General features: G+C 68.3%; 12 protein-coding genes. 5 read left to right on the top strand and 7 right to left on the bottom strand.

Annotated features, from left to right (window positions below; all coding sequences use genetic code 11):
* Positions 1–69: 69 nt before the first annotated feature.
* Together CF70_RS20165 and CF70_RS20160 are read right to left on the bottom strand one after the other, a co-directional pair.
* Positions 70–918 (bottom strand): carbon-nitrogen hydrolase family protein, encoded by an 849-nt coding sequence (locus tag CF70_RS20165; RefSeq protein WP_035868525.1) that lies wholly within the window; start codon positions 916–918, stop codon positions 70–72.
* A gap of 152 nt (positions 919–1,070) precedes the next feature.
* Positions 1,071–5,306, bottom strand: coding sequence for a YhdP family protein (locus CF70_RS20160; protein WP_051648687.1), 4,236 nt, complete (start codon positions 5,304–5,306; stop codon positions 1,071–1,073).
* 340 nt (positions 5,307–5,646) lie between these two features.
* Here CF70_RS20160 and glnE point away from each other — a divergent pair, with 340 nt between their 5' ends.
* Positions 5,647–8,484 (top strand): bifunctional [glutamate--ammonia ligase]-adenylyl-L-tyrosine phosphorylase/[glutamate--ammonia-ligase] adenylyltransferase, encoded by a 2,838-nt coding sequence (gene glnE, locus CF70_RS20155; RefSeq protein WP_414629466.1) that lies wholly within the window; start codon positions 5,647–5,649, stop codon positions 8,482–8,484.
* Entirely contained in the window at positions 8,481–9,107 is a 627-nt protein-coding gene (gene rrtA / locus CF70_RS20150) for a rhombosortase (protein ID WP_051648685.1), read from the top strand. The genes glnE and rrtA overlap by 4 nt, the downstream gene beginning before the upstream one ends.
* Before the next feature lie 44 nt (positions 9,108–9,151).
* Here rrtA and CF70_RS20145 read toward each other — a convergent pair whose 3' ends face one another.
* The 4 genes from CF70_RS20145 to CF70_RS20130 all read right to left on the bottom strand — a co-directional run bounded on the left by CF70_RS20145 (position 9,152) and on the right by CF70_RS20130 (position 14,235).
* A complete protein-coding gene (locus tag CF70_RS20145; RefSeq protein WP_035868520.1) occupies positions 9,152–10,837 on the bottom strand; it encodes a S8 family peptidase in 1,686 nt (561 codons plus the stop codon).
* A gap of 193 nt (positions 10,838–11,030) precedes the next feature.
* Positions 11,031–11,465, bottom strand: coding sequence for a hypothetical protein (locus CF70_RS20140; RefSeq protein WP_035868517.1), 435 nt, complete (start codon positions 11,463–11,465; stop codon positions 11,031–11,033).
* Between the two features lie 46 nt (positions 11,466–11,511).
* A complete protein-coding gene (recN, locus tag CF70_RS20135) occupies positions 11,512–13,236 on the bottom strand; it encodes a DNA repair protein RecN (protein WP_035868513.1) in 1,725 nt (574 codons plus the stop codon).
* An 81-nt stretch (positions 13,237–13,317) separates the two neighbouring features.
* The gene (locus CF70_RS20130) at positions 13,318–14,235 is read right to left on the bottom strand and encodes an NAD kinase (protein ID WP_035868511.1); all 918 of its coding nucleotides are present in this window, start codon (positions 14,233–14,235) and stop codon (positions 13,318–13,320) included.
* Between the two features lie 114 nt (positions 14,236–14,349).
* Between CF70_RS20130 and hrcA the strand changes: the two genes are divergently transcribed.
* The 3 genes from hrcA to CF70_RS20115 all read left to right on the top strand — a co-directional run bounded on the left by hrcA (position 14,350) and on the right by CF70_RS20115 (position 17,044).
* Positions 14,350–15,387 carry a heat-inducible transcriptional repressor HrcA gene (gene hrcA / locus CF70_RS20125; RefSeq protein WP_035868786.1) on the top strand — a complete coding sequence of 346 codons (1,038 nt, stop codon included), beginning with the start codon at positions 14,350–14,352 and terminating at the stop codon, positions 15,385–15,387.
* A gap of 112 nt (positions 15,388–15,499) precedes the next feature.
* Positions 15,500–16,615: a ferrochelatase gene (gene hemH / locus CF70_RS20120; protein WP_035868509.1), complete on the top strand. Its 1,116-nt coding sequence runs from the start codon at positions 15,500–15,502 to the stop codon at positions 16,613–16,615.
* 33 nt (positions 16,616–16,648) lie between these two features.
* Positions 16,649–17,044 (top strand): RNA-binding S4 domain-containing protein, encoded by a 396-nt coding sequence (locus CF70_RS20115; protein ID WP_035868507.1) that lies wholly within the window; start codon positions 16,649–16,651, stop codon positions 17,042–17,044.
* 44 nt (positions 17,045–17,088) lie between these two features.
* Here the strand turns inward: CF70_RS20115 and CF70_RS37005 are convergent, their stop codons facing one another.
* The gene (locus CF70_RS37005; protein WP_035868505.1) at positions 17,089–17,244 is read right to left on the bottom strand and encodes a hypothetical protein; all 156 of its coding nucleotides are present in this window, start codon (positions 17,242–17,244) and stop codon (positions 17,089–17,091) included.
* Between the last annotated feature and the right edge of the window lie 217 nt (positions 17,245–17,461).

Genomic DNA, 17,461 nt, shown 5'->3' with positions numbered 1-17,461 from the left:
AGGCGCCGCCGCGTGGAAATCTGGGGATGTTGGCGGCTCCGGGGAGCCGGCCTTGTCTGGTTGTACATGCTACAGCACCCGATGGCGCAGCGCAGGCAGGTTCTGCCTCACTTCGTCCAGGCGCGCGGGATCGATCAGTCCGCTCACCACGCCTTCGCCTTCCGGCAGCACCGCCATCACCTCGCCCCAGGGATCGATCAGCATCGAGTGGCCCCAGGTGCGGCGGCCGTTCTCGTGCTTCCCGCCCTGTGCCGCGGCCAGCACATAGCACTGGTTTTCAATGGCGCGGGCACGCAGCAGGATTTCCCAGTGCGCCTGGCCGGTGGTGTAGGTGAAGGCGGCCGGCATCAAAATCAAGCTGGTGCCGCCGCCAGCGGCGGCGAGCTGGCGATAGAGTTCCGGAAAGCGCAGGTCGTAGCAGACCGACATGGCGACGCGGCCACAGGGCGCCTCGAAGCTGGCCGGGGTATTGCCGGCCAGGATGGTACGAGATTCGTCGTAGCTTTCGGTGCCCCGCGTAAAGCCGAACAGGTGAATCTTGTCGTAGCGCGCCACGCGTTCGCCGCGCGGGTCGTAGGCGAGCGAGGTGTTGTAGACGCGTGCCTCGTCCTCGCACCACAAGGGCAAGGTGCCGCCTACCAGCCAGATGCGGTGGCGGCGCGCGGCGCCGGCCAGGAAGGCCTGGATCGGACCGTCGCCGTCGCGCTCGCGGATGGCGACCTTGTCGCTTTCGCGCAGTCCCATCATGCAGAAGTACTCCGGCAGCAGCACCAGTTCGGCGCCGCCCTGCGCCGCTTGCGCGATCAGCGCTTCGGCGCGGGCCAGGTTGGCCTCTGGCGAGACACCGCTGACTGTCTGGATCGCAGCGACGCGAAATGGTGCCGCGCTGGCGGCTTGGGCGGAGGCGGTTGCGGTCATGAAGCGGTTTCCTTGGCTGGCGGCGGCTGCAGGGGAGCGGATCCGCCCCATCCGTGCGGCTCGGCCAGATCCTGGCGGCGGCGCAGCCGGGCTTGCCGGGCATCGGCGATCGCATTGGACCCGGGCCTTGGCCGTTCAAGCAAACGGGTCGGTCATGGTGCCGGGTAGACGCGATTCGACGGGCCCTGCACAGGGGGCGTGTCGGCCCTATTCTCCCCCACTTTGGTAATCTGCGGGTTCGCCCAGCCGCCGCTGATGCGGTACCGGCGGCTAAAGGCCTTGGAGAATTCATCGGCGAACATCAGCTGGGCAGCCAGCGTGCCAATGCCCAGCGCCGGATTGATAAAGGCTGCCGCCACCGAGGCGGACGTGGCGTTGATGCGCGGCACCACCGTCACATCGAGGTCCTGCGTCTCGCGCGGGATATTCGCGCTGCCCGTCATCGAGGCCCGCAGTTGCGCACCCTTGAGCGCGAAGTCCTTGGTGCTGGCCACGCCGCTCTCGATGGTACCGGTGCCCGTGATCTCGTCGAACACCATGCCCTGGCCCGCCACGCCGCGGAAGTCGAAGGTGGCCAGCCGCATCAGGCCCTGCAGGCTGAGCACGCCCAGCAGCTTGGCCGCGCCCGGATCCACGCTGAGGATCTGGCCATTCTCCAGCTTGAGCTTCATCTGGCCCGTCAGAGTGGGGTAGTCGATTGACATCGGCGAACCGCGCCAAGCCACCCGGCCCTCGAAGGTGCCGTGGCCGTCGGCCAGGATGTGCGGCAGGCCCATGCGTTCAAGCACCTGGCCGCCGTTGCGGACATCGAGCTTGAAATCGAGCCGCGTGCGGCGCTCCGCATCGGCCCCTTCGCGCAGCCGGCGCGGCATGCGCCAGCTGCCGCTGCCGGTGAAGGTGGCGCCGGGTTGTTCGATGACAAGGCGCTCCAGCGTCCATGCCGGCGCGCCGCCGCTTTCGCCGGAGTGCGCCTTGACCTCCAGCTTGCCGAAATCGCGGCCGTGCAGTTCGAAGCGATCGGCCACCAGGTCAATCGCTGGCAACTCGCTGCTCGTATTGTCCGCCAGCGTCTCGGCAACGTTGCCCGCATCGGTGGTGTCGGGGATATTCAGGCGCGAAAGACGCAGCGTCAGCGCCCCTGCCGGCGTGGCTGCATCGCTATGCCAGCGCAGGTTGCCCGCGATCTGGCGAGAATCGATCTGAACGGTCCAGCCGGCGCTCTCGCGGCTGGCCTCCAGCACGACATCGTCGAGTTGCCGGCCATAGGCCTGCAGCGCGCGCACCCGCGCGGAGAACTTCTCCGGCATGAACGCGGAGGGCACGGTAACCGCGCCGGCGCCGGCCTTGCCGCTATCCGTGAGCAGGCCATGCCAGGCGTCGAGGTCGAAGCGGCCGGCGGTCAGCGCCGCCACGACGCCGCTGGCCGGTTGCGGCGCCGGCTGTTCGACGCCGATGCCGCCGGACTGCACTTCCATGCCATCGGCGTTGCGGCGCAGAAGATAGCGCGCATTGAGCACGTTGCCGTACTGCACGAGCATCTCCTCGCTGCCGGCGCGGGCCGCGGCGGGCCGGAGCTCAAAGCGCAAGGGCAAGGCCTGGCTGGCGCTCTTGGCCAGCGGGGCAGGCATGCCCACCGCCAGGCCGGTCAGTTCCGAAGTGACCGTGATCTGCGGCTGATGCTCGCGCACCCCGATCACCGCGCTATAGGCGGTATTGCCTTCCAGTTTCTGCGCCAGGCCGGCCATCGGCGAGCCGGTGAGCGCCTCGCGCATGCCCTGGGCGCTGGCATTGCCGCCGGCATTGACGCGTACCGTGCCGTCCGCCTGGCTGCCGCCGCTGGCGCGAATCTCGCCGCCGAGGAAACGGGCGCGCAGATCGTTGAGCTGGAAGCCGTGCTCGTTGAAGGCGACGACGCCGGTGGTGCCCGCCAGCACGGGCAATTGCGGGGTGAGCACCACATCGTTGCCCGGTAGCCGGAACTGGCCATCGACCTTGGCGTCCTGCGCCGCGGTGAGGGGAAGATCCAGCTTGAGGCGCAGCTCGCCATTGCCCTGGGCGCGCATGTCGCTGGTCACCTGGCCGGTCCAGTCGCGTACCGGGCTGGCGGCCACGAAGCGCAGGAAGCCCGTCATCGCTCCGCTGGCGCTGCCGTCCAGCACCAGGCGGCCGTGATCCGCCAGGTCGGCGATGCGGCCGTTGACATCCTGCAGCGTGACGCCGGCAACGCCTTGCACGGCGGCACGCTGCGCCACGAAGGACAGTCCGCCGCGTTCGAACAGCAAGCGGCCGCTGATGTCGGTGAAGTTCGGCCACGCCTTGCCGTCGTTGCTGGCGCTGGCGGCGCTGCCCGGCGCCGCGCTCAGGTGGGGCGCGATCTGGTAGCTGACATGCTGGATCGGCACCTCGACCCGGAAGTCGCCGGCGCCTTCGTGCGGGCTGTGGAAGGGGAAGTGTTCCAGATCGCCCTTGAGCAGGAACTTGACGTCGCTGGCTTCGCCCGTCACCAGGGCGCCCGCCAGGTACTGGCGTGTCGCGGCGGGGATGCCCGTGGGCAGGTAGCGCGGCACCCGGTTGACCTGGGCGCGCACCAGTTCGCCAGTGAGATCGGCAATGCCGCCGTGCCCGTCGCCGCCGGCATGCCAGGTACCACGCACGCTGCCTGCGGTATCCGCGTTGGCAAACTGCACGCCGTCGGTGCGCACCGCCAGCTTGCCGTTGTCGCTGGTCCAGCGCACTTCGCCGCTGATCTGGTCGAAGGGCAGGCGTGGCTCGTCGAACATGCCGGGGAACACCAGGGCGGCATTGCTGCCTTCGAAGCGGGCGCTGCCCTGCCGTTCGTCGAAACTGAAGCTGCCGGAGAGCCGCGAAAAGCCTGGCACGCCCAGGTGGGGCTTGCCGCTGGCACCTGCCGGCGGGTTTGCGGGCTGGCTCAGCACCGAGACGTTGCGCAGCGTGCCCTGCACGTTGAAGTGGCGCTGGCCGTCGCGGCGGCTGAGTATGCCCTGGCGATCGCGGGTCCAGTTCACGTCCAGGTTGTCGATATGGCCGGAGGGCTGGAGCGCGCGCAGCTGGCGCGACAAGGCGGTGTCGAGCGGCAGAGAGGTGGCCAGCGCGCGCACGGTGTTCAGGTCGAACGTGGGCGCCTTCAGCGTGAACTTGCGCAACTGGTCTTTGCTGTCGGTGGCCCAGCCCACCACCACCTTGCGCATGCCTTCGCGCCAGGCGCTTTCTCCGCTCGCCATGCTGGCGGCGGCGCTTGCCTCGGCCGCGGCAGCCGACGCCGCGGGGGCAGGCTGGTCTTGCCGCGCCAGCGGCACGGCCGGACCCTCGGCGGGTTCGGGCTGCCACAGCAGGGTGTCGATGGTGAGGATGTTGTCGCGGTCGCGGCCGGCGCGGTGCAGGACGAAGGCCTGGGCGCTGGCCAGCTTGAGTGGTTCGGGCGCGCCGGCCAGTTTCAGGTCCACGCCATTGGCGCGCAGCCTCGCCTGGCTGCGGGTGACCTGGCCGCCGCGGAATTCGATCGTGCCGTCGGTGCTGAAGGTGCCGCGCGCGACCCGCTCGAAGATCGCCGTGTAGCGTTGCAGTACCGGCAGCTCAAGCCGGCCGAGGTCCCAGCTGGCCTGCCCGTGCCAGTTGTGCCAGTCGCCGGTGCGATGCAGGTAGTCATGGCGGAAATCCGCCTGCAACACAAGGGGGCGGGGTGCGAGCGTCGCCGACTGCGCTTCCAGCTTGAGGAGGTGGCGCGAACCCAGGCGCTGCACGCTGAGCTGGATATTGCCGACGTCGAGCTGGGGCAGGTGGTTCTTTTCGTCGAGCCAGCGCAGCTTGCCGTCGGTGAGTTCGACCTTGCCCTGGGACAGCAGCCAGTCGAACAGCCGGTTGTCTTGCGGCTGGGCGCCGGTAGTGTCCACGGCCAGCCCGGCTACCTGGAGTTTGCCGTCGGCGGAGCGCCGTACCAGCAGGTCGGTCTGGCTGGCGGAGATTCGCTGGAACAGCACGTCCATGCTTAACAACGATCGCCATGACAACTTGCCGTCGAGCGTGCCGGCCGCCAGCAGCACACGCTGTTCGGTATCGATCGCCTTGACTTCGCGGGCATGGAAAGCAGGGTGCCAGCCGTCCCAGTACGTGTCCAGCTGGCCGATGCTCAAATGGGCCGCCAGCGCCACCGAGCCGCGCTGTTCCAGCCAGGTGCGGGCCGCCGAGGCCTCGGGCCAGAGCACGAAGCGGATCAGCAGGCCGGCCAGCATGGCTACCACCAGCAGCGACAGGGCCAGTCGTACCAAGACGCGGCCCAGGCCGCGCCACATGGGATGGCGCAACGCTGCGAGCAGGGCACGGCCGAGCGCGCGCGCCAATGCCAGCGGGCTCCGCCAGGAAAGTTGCAAAGGAGTAGAGCCTGCACNGAGTAGAGCCTGCCCCGGCGGCCCCGTCGAGCGCCGGCGTGCCGCCGGTGGTGGGGCCGGGCTCGGCGGGTGGGGTGGCGCGGCTGGACATGCGCAGATTATCCGACAATACTAGGCGCTCTCCAATTCGGTGCCTGACCGGCCGTGCATAACGCGCGGGCCGGCACAGTGCCGGCTCACGCGCTTCCAAGTAACAGGAATGACTTCCACTGATCCGACGAGTTCCACGGCTGCGCCCAATCCCGCCGCTACCGAGGCCGGCGCTGCCGGCGAGTGTGCTCCCGGCAGCACTTCCAGCGCTGCCAGGCAAGCGGTGGCAGACATGGCCACGGGCCTGTACGCCACGGTGGCCGCCACGGAACTCGTGCCGGTCGATTGCGCCGGCATGGCATTGTACTCGCCCGCCTATTCGCATTACACCCGCCGTATGGTGCAAGCCCGCCCGGAGCTTGCCGGAATCGTTGCGCGCGCGCGCGAGCAGCCGCTGACGCGGGCCTGGATGGAGGCGCGGCTGAAGGCCCTGCATGAGCCGTCGGCCGATGTCGATGAGGCCATCAAGCGCGCGTTGCGCCGCTTGCGCGCCGAAGTGATGTGCGTGGTGATCGAGCGCGACCTGCGCGGCCTGGCGACTCTGGGCGAGGTCACTGGCGCGATGACGGACCTGGCCGAGCTGGGCATCCAGTATGGCCTGGCCATGCTGGATGCGGACCTGGCGCCGACCTACGGCCGGCCTGTCGGGGAAAGCAGCGGCGAGATCCAGGAACTGGTGGTGGTCGGCATGGGCAAGCTCGGCGGCCGCGAACTCAATGTGTCGTCCGACATCGACCTGATCTTCCTGTACGACGAAGACGGCGACACGCGCGGCGGCCAGCGCAGCCTGTCCAACCACGAGTACTTCATCCGCCTGGGACGCCGCCTGATCAACCTGCTGGCCGACGTGACCGCCGATGGCTACGTGTTCCGCGTCGACATGCGCCTGCGCCCCAACGGCGACGCCGGGCCACTGGCGTGCAGCCTCGGCATGCTGGAGCAGTACCTGATGGTGCAGGGGCGCGAGTGGGAGCGTTACGCCTGGATCAAGGGCCGGGTGGTGTCGGCGCTGGACACGCCGCATGCGCAGCGCACCGCGGCGCAGCTGTCCAGCCTCACCACGCCCTTCGTATTTCGCCGTTACCTCGATTACGGCGTGATTGCCGCAATCCGCTCGCTGCACGCGCAGATCCGCGCCGAGGCCGCCAAGCGCAGCGGCGGGCTGGCGGCGCCCGGCGGCGGGCAGCGCGTGAACCAGCGTGCCTTCAATATCAAGCTGGGCCGCGGCGGTATCCGCGAGATCGAGTTCATGGCCCAGGTCTTCCAGCTGATCCGCGGCGGGCAGGACCCGGCGCTGCGCATCCGGCCCACCCTGGAAGTCCTGGCGGTGGCGGTGGAGCATGGCTTGCTGCCTGCCGGCCAGGCCGAGCAACTGGCCGATGCCTACCGCTTCCTGCGCCAGCTCGAGCACCGCCTGCAGTATCGCGACGATGCCCAGACCCACCACCTGCCCACCGCCGCGGATGAGCAACTGGCCGTGGCGCACATGATGGGCTGCGCCGACTGGCCGGCTTTGCTGGAACGGCTTTCGTCGCTACAGGATCCGGTTGCGCAGCAGTTCGAAGCCACCTTCTCCGATCCCGACGAAGCCCATGCGCCTTGCGAGGCGCTGTGGCCGGCGTTGATACAGGAAGAGCAGGACGAACCGCCATGCGAGCGCCTGGCGGGTGCCGGCTTTCAGGATTGCAACGCGTTGCTTGACCGCTTGCGCGCCATTGGCGCCTCGCTGCGCTACCGGGCGTTGTCGGAGCAGAGCCGGGTGCGCTTCGACCTGCTGGTCAACCGCGCGCTCGACCTGGCTTCGCGCCAGGACGACGCCGACCGCACCATCGCGCGCTTTGTCGACTTTCTCGATGCCATCAGCCGCCGCGCGTCTTACCTGTCGCTGCTGTCGGAATACCCGCAGGCGATGGCGCGCGTGGCCGACACGTTGCACGCATCGAGCTGGGCGGCAGCCTATCTCACCCGTCATCCGCAGCTGCTCGACGAGCTGCTCGACAGCGATGCGCTGGCCGGCGCGCCCGACTGGAACGGATTCCGCAGCCGCCTGGCCGCGCGCCTCGATGCGGCCGACGGACAGATCGAAGCGCAAATGGACATCCTGCGCCGCGAGCATCACGCCGAGACTTTCCGCATCCTGCTGCAAGACCTGCAAGGCATGCTGACGGTAGAGCAGATCGCCGACCGTCTGTCGGACCTGGCCGATGCCATGCTCGACGTGACCCTGCAGGCCGTCTGGCGCCAGCTTGCCACGCGGCATGCCGAGCAGCCGCGCTTTGCCGTGATCGCCTACGGCAAGCTGGGCGGCAAGGAACTGGGCTACGCGTCGGACCTCGACATCATCTTCCTCTACGAAGACGAACACGAACGCGCGCCCGACGTCTATGCCGCCTACGCGCGCCGGCTGATCACCTGGCTGACCAGCCATACCGCTGCCGGCACGCTGTTCGATGTCGACACGCGCTTGCGCCCCAATGGCGAGGCGGGGCTGCTGGTGACCAGTTTCGAAGGCTTCCGCCGCTACCAGCAGCGCGAGGGCGACAACACGGCCTGGGTGTGGGAGCACCAGGCCCTCACGCGCGCACGTTTTTGCGCGGGAGACCCGGCGATCGGCGCGCACTTCGAAAACCTGCGCGACGAGATCCTGCGCCAGCCGCGCGATGCCGCCACGCTGCGCGGCGAGATCACCGCCATGCGCCACAAGGTGTCCGAGGGACATCCCAACCCAGGCGGTCTGTTCGACCTCAAGCACGACCGTGGCGGCATGGTCGACATTGAGTTCACGGTGCAATACCTCGTGCTATTGCACAGCCACGACCATCCCGCGCTGACGCGCAATGCCGGCAATATTGCGCTGCTGCGCACCGCCGGCGAGCTTGGCCTGATCGATGCCACGCTGGCGCGCGAAGTGGGCGACGCGTATCGCGTATTCCGCGCGCGCCAGCACCAGTTGCGCCTGGATGGCCAGGTTCACGCGCGTGTTGCGCCGGCCGCCGTGGCGCCGCAGGCGGCGCAAGTCCGCGCGCTCTGGCAGGCGGTGTTCGGCGAGCCGGCGGAGCCCGGAAAATGAATCCGCCCGTGGCCGGCGCCGAGCGCTGGCCAGCTTTGCTGGCCGCGCTGGCGGCGACTGCCGTCCTGAGCGCCGCCTTTACCTTCGTACCGTGGCTGCATGCGCAGGGACTCTATCTGCGCGACGCGGTCATGGGCCACGGAGCGGCCGGCCAGTGGTGGCGCCTGATTACGGCGATGTGGGTCCACCTCGGCTGGCAGCACTGGCTGGCCGACCTGCTGGCTGCCGTGGGCCTGATGCTGCTGGTCGGGCGCGAGGCGCGCGCCGGCGCGATGGTGGCGGTGCTGGTTGCCTGCGGCATAGCGGTGCAGCTGGCGCTGTGCCGGGCTCCCTCGGTGGGCTGGTATGGCGGATTGTCCGGCGCGCTTCACGGGTTGGCCCTTTGGGGCGGTCTGCGCCTGCTGGTTGGCAGCGGCTTGTCGCGCGTGCTTGGGGTGGTGCTTTGCCTGGGCGTGCTGGTCAAGACCTGGCTAGAGCAGTCGTGGCTCGCGCCGGTGGTATTCGACGCGCAGTGGGGCTTCGGGGTGGTGCGTATCTCGCACGCGGCCGGCACGGTGGCCGGCCTGGCGCTTTGGCTGGCGCAGGAGTGGTGGCAACGCCGTCACGGCCAGTCAGCCGCATAGGCATGCCGAGGCAGGATACCCGGCCTCGGCACAGCGTCATTCGCTTAGCGCGGTTTCGCCGGTTGCCGGCGCCGTCCGGACCAGCTCAGCAGCAAGCCAAGTACGCACAGGCCCAGCGCAAGCGGCCACGACAGCGCACCGCCGCCGCCACCGCCGCCGCCGCCGGAGGATGTGCCGGGCGTACTGGGCGGAGGCGGCTGGGCCACCTGCGTTGCGGCGATGACGGCGGCGTTGGCATCGAGCAGGCCTGCACCACATTTGCCGGTACCCGTGGTGGTCGTGCAAAACGTGCCTGCAGGGTGGGGGCGCGCGGAACTCTTCAGGGTGGCAAGCAGCTGGGCGGGTGTCAGCGCCGGATTGGCCGCGAGCATCAGCGCAGCCACGCCCGACACCAGCGGCGTGGCAAAGCTCGTGCCCTGGGAGCTGGTGAGCGTGTAATTGCCAAGCGACGTGGTGCCGTCATTGGAGAGGGTGCGGATAAAGGAATTCGCCACCGAACACGTATTGCCGTTGCTGCCCTGCACGACCTTGGAATTGCCGCAGCCACCGCCAGGCGCGCTCAGCGAGACTTGCGGTCCCACATTGGCATAGCTGGCGTTCTCGCCGTCGTTGGCGTGGGCCGTGACGGCCACCACGCCACTGCAGTCGGCAGGCGCCTCGACCGCACTGGCGCTGTTGCCGGTCGCGGCAACCACGATCACGCCGTTGGCAGCGAGGTCGTTCACGGCCTGCTGCTCGATGCTGGAGCAGGTGCCGCCGCCCAGGCTCACGTTGATCACGCGCGCGGGGGTGGGGTTGGCCGGAGCATTGGGCACGGCGAGGCCGCCGGCCCACCGCATGCCATCCACGGTGTCGGACAGCAACGCGCCGCAGCGGCCGGATACGCGCACCGGCTGGATGCGTGCGTTCCAGTCCACGCCGGCGATATTCACCCCGTTGTTGGTCAGCGCTCCCAGCGTCCCCGCCACGCGGGTGCCGTGCCAGCTATTGTTGGTGGCAGTGGTGGTTGGCGCCGATGTGCCGGGACAGGTGAATCCGCTCGGTACGCCGTCGCCAGCATCGGTAGCATCGGTGTCGCGCCCGTCGCCGTCATTGGCGATGCTGGTGTCGGTAATGAAGTCATAGCCAGGCACGATGCGCGCGGCCAGGTCCGGGTGAGGCAGGTAGCCGGTATCGAGCACCGCGATCACGAGGCTGCTGCTGCCGCGGGTGCGGTCCCATGCCGGCGGTAGGTTGACGCCGCCCACCACTTGCGCGGGCGTGCCGAGATAGGGCTGGTTGAGCGCGAATTCGGGATCGTTGGGTGCCGTGTCATGCAGGTGCAGCCAGCGGTCCGGCACCACCTCCGCGATGCGGGGATCCTGGCGCAGCCGGGCGGCGGTAGCCTCGGGGTCGGCGGCATCGCTGGCGGAGACGCTCAGCAATTGCAGGCTGCCGCCCATCTGGCGCTTGACCGCGAGCGCCACGCCAGTGTTCTGGTGAACGCTCAGCATGCGGTCGGGCTGGCCGCTGGCGGCAGCGCCGCTGCTCGCGGTGCTGGTGCTGCCGTCGCGCCAGCGTACGATGAAGTTGCCGCTATAGCGCGGCGCCGGGCGCGCGGCGGGGTCGGGACCCGCGCTGGCGGCGGCCGGTGCCCCCAGCCAGAGGGCGGCGCCCAGCGCCAGCAGCAGGGCGCCGTGGCGCGCTATGTGTCTTGTGCCGCATGACCGGTACTGAAGCTGTTGCTGCATGTCTGCCTTCTCCCGTTAGGCCCGCGTCGGACTGACCGCGGTGGGGCTTTCCGTGTGGAGCGCCCCGGAATCTGCAAGAGCGCGATCGCGCCGGGAACCACGGTTACAGCATTCAACCTTCAACGTTCAAGTCAGGGAAACCGACTACAGAGCCTGCCCGTCCCGCCATGCTCGCAGTGCGGGCACGCCGGCTTCAGCCCGGCGGCATGTCGCGTCCCATGGGCATGGTGCGATTCGGCTTGAGCACCCGGTCCGGTTCGGCCAGTTCGATGCGGGGAGCGGCTCGCAGCGTGGCCACGGCCTGATCCATCGTAGCATCACCGGATTGCGAAATGGCAGTGACCAGCCAGACGCCGCCCGACATCGGCCGCTTGACGACGAAACGGATCGGCCCGGAAATCGACTCAAGCAGGCGGCCGGCCTCTTCGGAGCCGGTCACCGGCGGCGCGCTGAAGCGCACCATGATGTCGCCCACGGCGCGGTCGGCGCTGATACTGCTGGCCGGCGCATAGGGGCGCTGCTGCGCCTGGCAAGCGGTGAGTGCGAGCAGTGCCAGCAGGCCGCAGGCGGCGGTGATCCGCAGCGGGCGAGCCATTGAGCGGGAGTGCGGCAGTTTGCCGGTTGACATGGGAAAGCTCCTGGATGGTTACTGGGCCGGTGCGGGACGCGGGCGATCAGCTTGCGCTCCGGCGCGAACGGCGCGCTTCCCGGGCCGTGCCGGCGGCGCCGCGCATGCCTTGCGCGAGCATTTCCTCGGCGTGCTGCACGGTGGTGGCGGTCACGGTGGTGCCGCCCAGCATGCGGGCGGTCTCGACCACGCGGCCGGCCGGGTCGAGGGCGCGGATGCGCGAGCGGGTGACCGAGCCCTTGCCTTCGGGCTGGCTGGTCTCCTTGCTGACCAGCAGGTGGGCGCCGGCCTGGGCGGCGACTTGCGGCAGGTGGGTCACGCACAGCACCTGGCGGGCGCGGCCAAGCTCCTGCAGGCGGCGGCCTACCACTTCGGCCACCGCGCCGCCGATGCCTGTGTCGACCTCGTCGAAGATCAGGGTCGGGGTAGGCGCGGCCTCGCTGGTAATGACGGAGATCGCCAGGCTGATACGGGCAAGTTCGCCGCCCGAGGCCACCTTGGCGAGGGGACGCGCGCTGACGCCGGCATGGCCGGCCACCAGGAATTCGACTTGTTCCAGGCCGTGGCTTTGCCCTTCGTCGAGCGGGTGCAGCGCCACCGCGAAACTGCCGCCCGCCATGGACAGGCCTTGCATGGCGTCCGTGACGGCGGCCGACAGGCTTTCGGCCGCCACCTTGCGGGCGGCGCCGAGGTGCTGGGCGATGGTCAGGTAAGCGGCTCGGGCTGCGGCCTCGCGCGCCATCGCCTTGTTCAGGTCCTGGGCGGACTGGAGGTCGTCGAGCTGCTGGCGGCGGGCCATCAGTTCGTCGGGCAGTTGCTCAGGCGGCAGCCGGTACTTGCGCGCGGTGGTGTGCAGGGCCTGCATGCGCGCCTCCACCAGTTGCAGGCGTTCGGGGTCGAGATCGAGCCGGTCGACATAGCGGTTGAGCGAGTGAGCGGCCTCCTCGACCTGCACCAGGGCCGGGTCCAGCGCCGCCAGCACGTCGCCCAGGCCGGGATCGACGCCCGCCAGCTGGCGCAGCCGCTGCACAACGCTGTTGAGTGCCGACAGTACCGAGCCATCGGCCTCGGACAGCGCTTCCAGTGCTGCGCGGCTGCCCTCGATCAGCCCCGCGGCGTGCGACAACCGGTTGTATTCGGCCTGGATGTCTTCCCACTCTCCGGGTTGCGGTGCCAGCTTCTCGAGTTCGCCGACCTGCCATTCGAGCCGTTCGCGTTCAAGCTGCATCTCGCGCGAGCGGTGCTCGATGGTTTCGCGCTGGCGCACGCAGGCACGCCACGAGCGCCAGGCCTCGGCTACGGCGCCCGCCTGGGCGGTAAGGCCGGCATGGGCATCCAGCAGCAGGCGCTGGGCGTCCGGGCGCAGCAGCAACTGGTGGGCGTGCTGGCCGTGGATGTCGACCAGGCGGTCGCCGATGTCGCGCAACTGGCCCAGCGTGGCGGCGGCGCCATTGATAAAGGCCTTGCTGCGCCCGCCGGCGTCGACGGTCCGGCGCAGCAGCACGGTGCCATCGTCGCCGGTGAGGTCGTGTTCGGCCAGCCAGGCATCGAGCCCGGCGGGGGTGGCGAAGGTGGCGCTGATGCTGGTCCGGGCGGCGCCTTCGCGGACCACGCCGGCGTCGGCGCGCTCACCCAGCACCAGGGCCAGCGCATCGATCAGGATCGACTTGCCGGCGCCGGTCTCGCCGGTGAAGACGGTGAAGCCCGGGGAGAAGTCGAGGTCGAGCGTATCGACGATGACGAAATCGCGGATGGACAGGCTGCGCAGCATCGTGGGCGACGGGTCGGGGTCAGGGGCGGGTTCGGTTTGGGGGCGGCGGATCTGGGCCGGATCGGTCAGGATCGGCGCGGCTCAGAGCCGGTTGTCTTCGCTCGGGTACTCGTGCCAGTGCAGCTTCTTGCGCAGCGTGGCGTAATAGTTGTAGCCGATCGGATGCAGCAGGTTGACGGTCTTGGCCGACCGGCGAACCACAATGCGGTCGCCCGGCAGCAGCGAGGTCAGTGACTGCATGTCGAAGTTGACGCTCGCGTCGCGCGCCGTGGCCACCTCGATCGAGACTTCGGCGTCATGCGGCAGGACGATCGGGCGGTTGGACAGCGCATGCGGGGCAATCGGCACCAGCACCAGCCCCGACAGGGTGGGGTGCAGGATCGGGCCGCCCGCCGACAGCGCATAGGCGGTCGAGCCGGTCGGCGTCGAGACGATCAGGCCGTCCGAACGCTGGTTGTACATGAAGTGGCCATCCACGGAGACCGCCAGTTCGACCATGCCGGAGATGCCGGAACGGTTGACCACGACGTCATTGAAGGCCAGCGCGGAAAAGATCACGCCGTCGTCGCGTACCACCTGCGACTCCAGCAGCATGCGGGTCTCCGACTCGTAGCGGCCTGCAAGCATGTCGGGCAGCACCGAATGCACGTCTTGCAACGGGATGTCGGTCATGAAGCCGAGGCGCCCGTGGTTCACGCCGATCAGCGGCACCGGGTAGCCGGCCAGCTGGCGCGCCAGGCCCAGCAAGGTACCGTCGCCGCCGAGTACCACCGCCACATCGGCATGCTTGCCGATCTCGTCCGGCGCCAGCGCCGGATAGTCGGTCAGCCCGGTAGCCATCGCGGTTTCGCGCTCGAACACCACATCCTGGCCGTTCCGGAGGATGCAGGCGGCCAGATCCTCCAGCGGGCCCTCGATGCCGGCGGTGGCGTACCTGCCGATCAGGGCGACGGTGCGAAAGGGCGCGCGCGCGGCGCCGGGCGTGGGGAGCGAAGACATGCCGGGATTAGACCATACCGCCGCGACCATTGTCAGCAGATGGGCACCTGCGGCTGGGCCGGAACACGGATGAGCCGCCCGAACGGCGTAAACTTGCGTAAAATCGGGAACATCATGGATGAACGTGCAAAAACGCTTCTCAAAACCCTGATCGAGCGCTATATCGCCGAGGGACAACCCGTGGGCTCACGGACCTTGTCGAAGTACTCCGGGCTCGATCTGTCCCCTGCCACCATCCGCAATGTGATGTCGGATCTGGAGGAGATGGGGTTCATTGCCAGCCCGCATACCTCGGCCGGGCGCATTCCGACGCCGCGGGGTTATCGCTTGTTCGTCGACACCATGCTGACCGCCCAGCCGCTGGATGGCGCGCTCAACCTCGCTGAACTGACGGGCAAGATCCAGGGCCAGTTGCGCGGCCAGCAGCTTGGGCCGCAGCGGATGATCACCTCGGCGGCTCATACCTTGTCCAACCTGTCGCAGTTCGCCGGCGTGGTGATGACCCCGCGCCGTGCCCAGGCGTTCCGCCAGGTGGAATTCATGCGGCTCTCGGACAAGCGCATTCTGCTGATCATCGTCACGCCGGAGGGCGATGTGCAGAACCGCATCATCCAGACCGAACTGCCATATTCCCCGTCGCAACTGGTCGAGGCGGCCAATTTCATCAACTCGCACTTTGCCGGCATGAGCTTCGACAATGTGCGCGACCACCTGCGCGGCGAACTGCAGGCGCTGCGCATGGATATGTCGCAACTGATGCAGGCCGCGGTGGAGGCGGGCAGCAACGCCATGGCCGAGGAAGAGGACGATCACGTCTTTATCTCGGGCGAGCGCAAGTTGCTCGAAGTGGAGGATCTTTCCTCCAGCATGGAAAAACTGCGCAAGCTGTTCGACGTGTTCGAGCACAAGACCGGCCTGCTCAAGCTGCTCGATGTCTCCAGCCACGCCCAGGGCGTGCAGATCTTCATCGGCGGCGAGAGCAAGCTGGTGCCGCTGGAAGACATGGCGGTCATCACCGCGCCCTATGAAGTCGACGGCCAGATCGTCGGCACGCTCGGGGTGATCGGGCCGACCCGCATGGCCTACGAGCGGGTGATCCCGATCGTCGACATCACCGCGCGCCTGTTGTCCAGCGCGCTCAGCCAGAACTAGTGTCGTCCTGGCCCGGTCTCACAGACTGCCTGTTCCGTTCATCCTGTAAGCTCGGCGAGACCTGGCGGCCGCGCGCCCTGTGCCCGTGCCGCTCCGCCACACCGGAAATTACATGACGTTTACTCCCGAGCCGGCCTATCAGCATGGCCAGGCGCCGCGTACGGCGATCCTGCTGATCAACCTCGGCACACCCGATGCGCCGACGCCTAAAGCGGTCGGCAGCTACCTCAAGCAGTTCCTGTCGGATCCGCGCGTCGTGGAGATTCCCCGCGCCGCATGGCTGCCGATCCTGTATGGCCTCATCCTGCCGCTGCGCTCGCGTGCGTCGGCGATGAAGTACGAATCGATCTGGCTGCGCGAAGCCCATATGACGGGGTCGCCGCTGCTGGTGCACACCGAGCGCCAGGCCCACGCCTTGCAGTTGTTGCTCAACCAGCTTGGCCACGAAGTTACCGTGGCGTGCGCCATGCGTTATGGCAACCCCTCGATCGGCTCGGTGCTGGAGGCGCTGCGGCGCCAGGGGACCGAGCGCATCCTGCTGCTGCCCCTGTACCCGCAATATTCAGGCACCACCACCGCGACCGCCTTCGACGAGGCGTTTCGTGTGCTCAAGGCGTGGCGAAACCAGCCGGAGCTGCGGCTGGTCAAGCATTTTCACGACCATCCGGCGTACATTGCGGCTTTGCACCAGCAGGTCGGGGCATACTGGGCGCAACACGGCACACCGGATTTCGCGCGTGGCGACAAGCTGATCCTGTCGTTTCACGGGGTGCCGCGCAGGACGCTGGAACTGGGCGATCCCTACCACTGCGAATGCCTGAAAACCGGGCGCCTGCTGGGCGAGGCGCTGGGTTTGCCGCCGGGGCAGTACCAGGTCACGTTCCAGTCGCGCTTCGGCAAGGCGGAGTGGCTGCAGCCCTATACCGCGCCTACCCTGCAAGAGCTAGGCAAGGTCGGTACCGGCCGGGTCGACGTGTTTTGTCCCGGCTTCCCGGCGGACTGCCTCGAAACGCTGGAAGAGATCGCCATGGAAGGGCGGTCCGCGTTCCAGGTGGCTGGCGGCAAGGTATTCCACTACATTCCTTGCCTCAACGATGCGGAAAGCTGGATCGCCGGGCTCGCGGAGATCGGATTGCAGCACCTGCAAGGCTGGCCGCTGCGGATGCCCCATCCGCATGAACTGGAAGCCCGGCGCACGCAAGCCCAGACCCGCGGTGCGGCGGCATGAGCGGCGCGGGAGCAATGGCATGGAGGTGAAGGTATGAACGTATCTTTTGAGGCCGATGCCCGCCTGCGCATCGATAAATGGCTGTGGTGCGCGCGATTCTTCAAGACGCGCTCGCTGGCGGCCGAGGCGGTGGAGCGGGGCAAGGTCCAGGTCAATGGCCAGGCCTGCAAGAATTCGCGCGAGGTCAAGCCGGGCGACACGGTCGTACTGGAGGCGCACCAGCAACGCTGGGAAGTGGTGGTAAAGGGCGTTGCAGGAGCCCGCGGTCCGGCAACCGTCGCCCAGACACTCTATGCGGAAACCGAGGCCAGCGAGGCGCGCCGGCGCCAAGACGCGGAGAACAGGCGGCTCAACGATGAACCGGCGTCGCGCTTGCAGGGCCGGCCGACCAAGCGCGACCGGCGCCAGATCGATGGAGTCAGGGGGTGAGGAGGGCAGCCGCGCGGGCGGTCGCCCGGACTCACCTGGCTGGGTCAGCGAACGTAGGGGATGATGTAGTGCTTGAAAACCGCCTTGCCGCTGCCGTACTCGGTGTCTCGCGGCGTGAACGCGCCGGAAAGGCAGATAAAGGCTGTCATCACCGATAATGCGGCGAGTAGGAAGACCGTCAGAACAGGCAGCTTATGCATGGCTAACCTTTCGAGAGTGGCCCGACGTGTGATGCATCTTCGACCCCGTTATTTTTGTCATTTTTATACGTTTTCATCTTAGGGGGTGCGCTGCTGCAAAGCAATATGGCCCCTATTTCCACGCACCTCTCTTTGTAACCTTGTGTTTCACTGCACCGTCCCGGTGCGCCCTTGAAAAACAGACGCTTGCCACCAAGTGCAGGCTACATTTGCCGAT

This window comes from Cupriavidus sp. SK-3, assembly GCF_000611145.1.
Taxonomy (GTDB): domain Bacteria; phylum Pseudomonadota; class Gammaproteobacteria; order Burkholderiales; family Burkholderiaceae; genus Cupriavidus.
The sequence above is the reverse complement of the archived record's forward strand: the minus strand, read 5'-3'. Positions and strand labels throughout refer to the sequence as shown.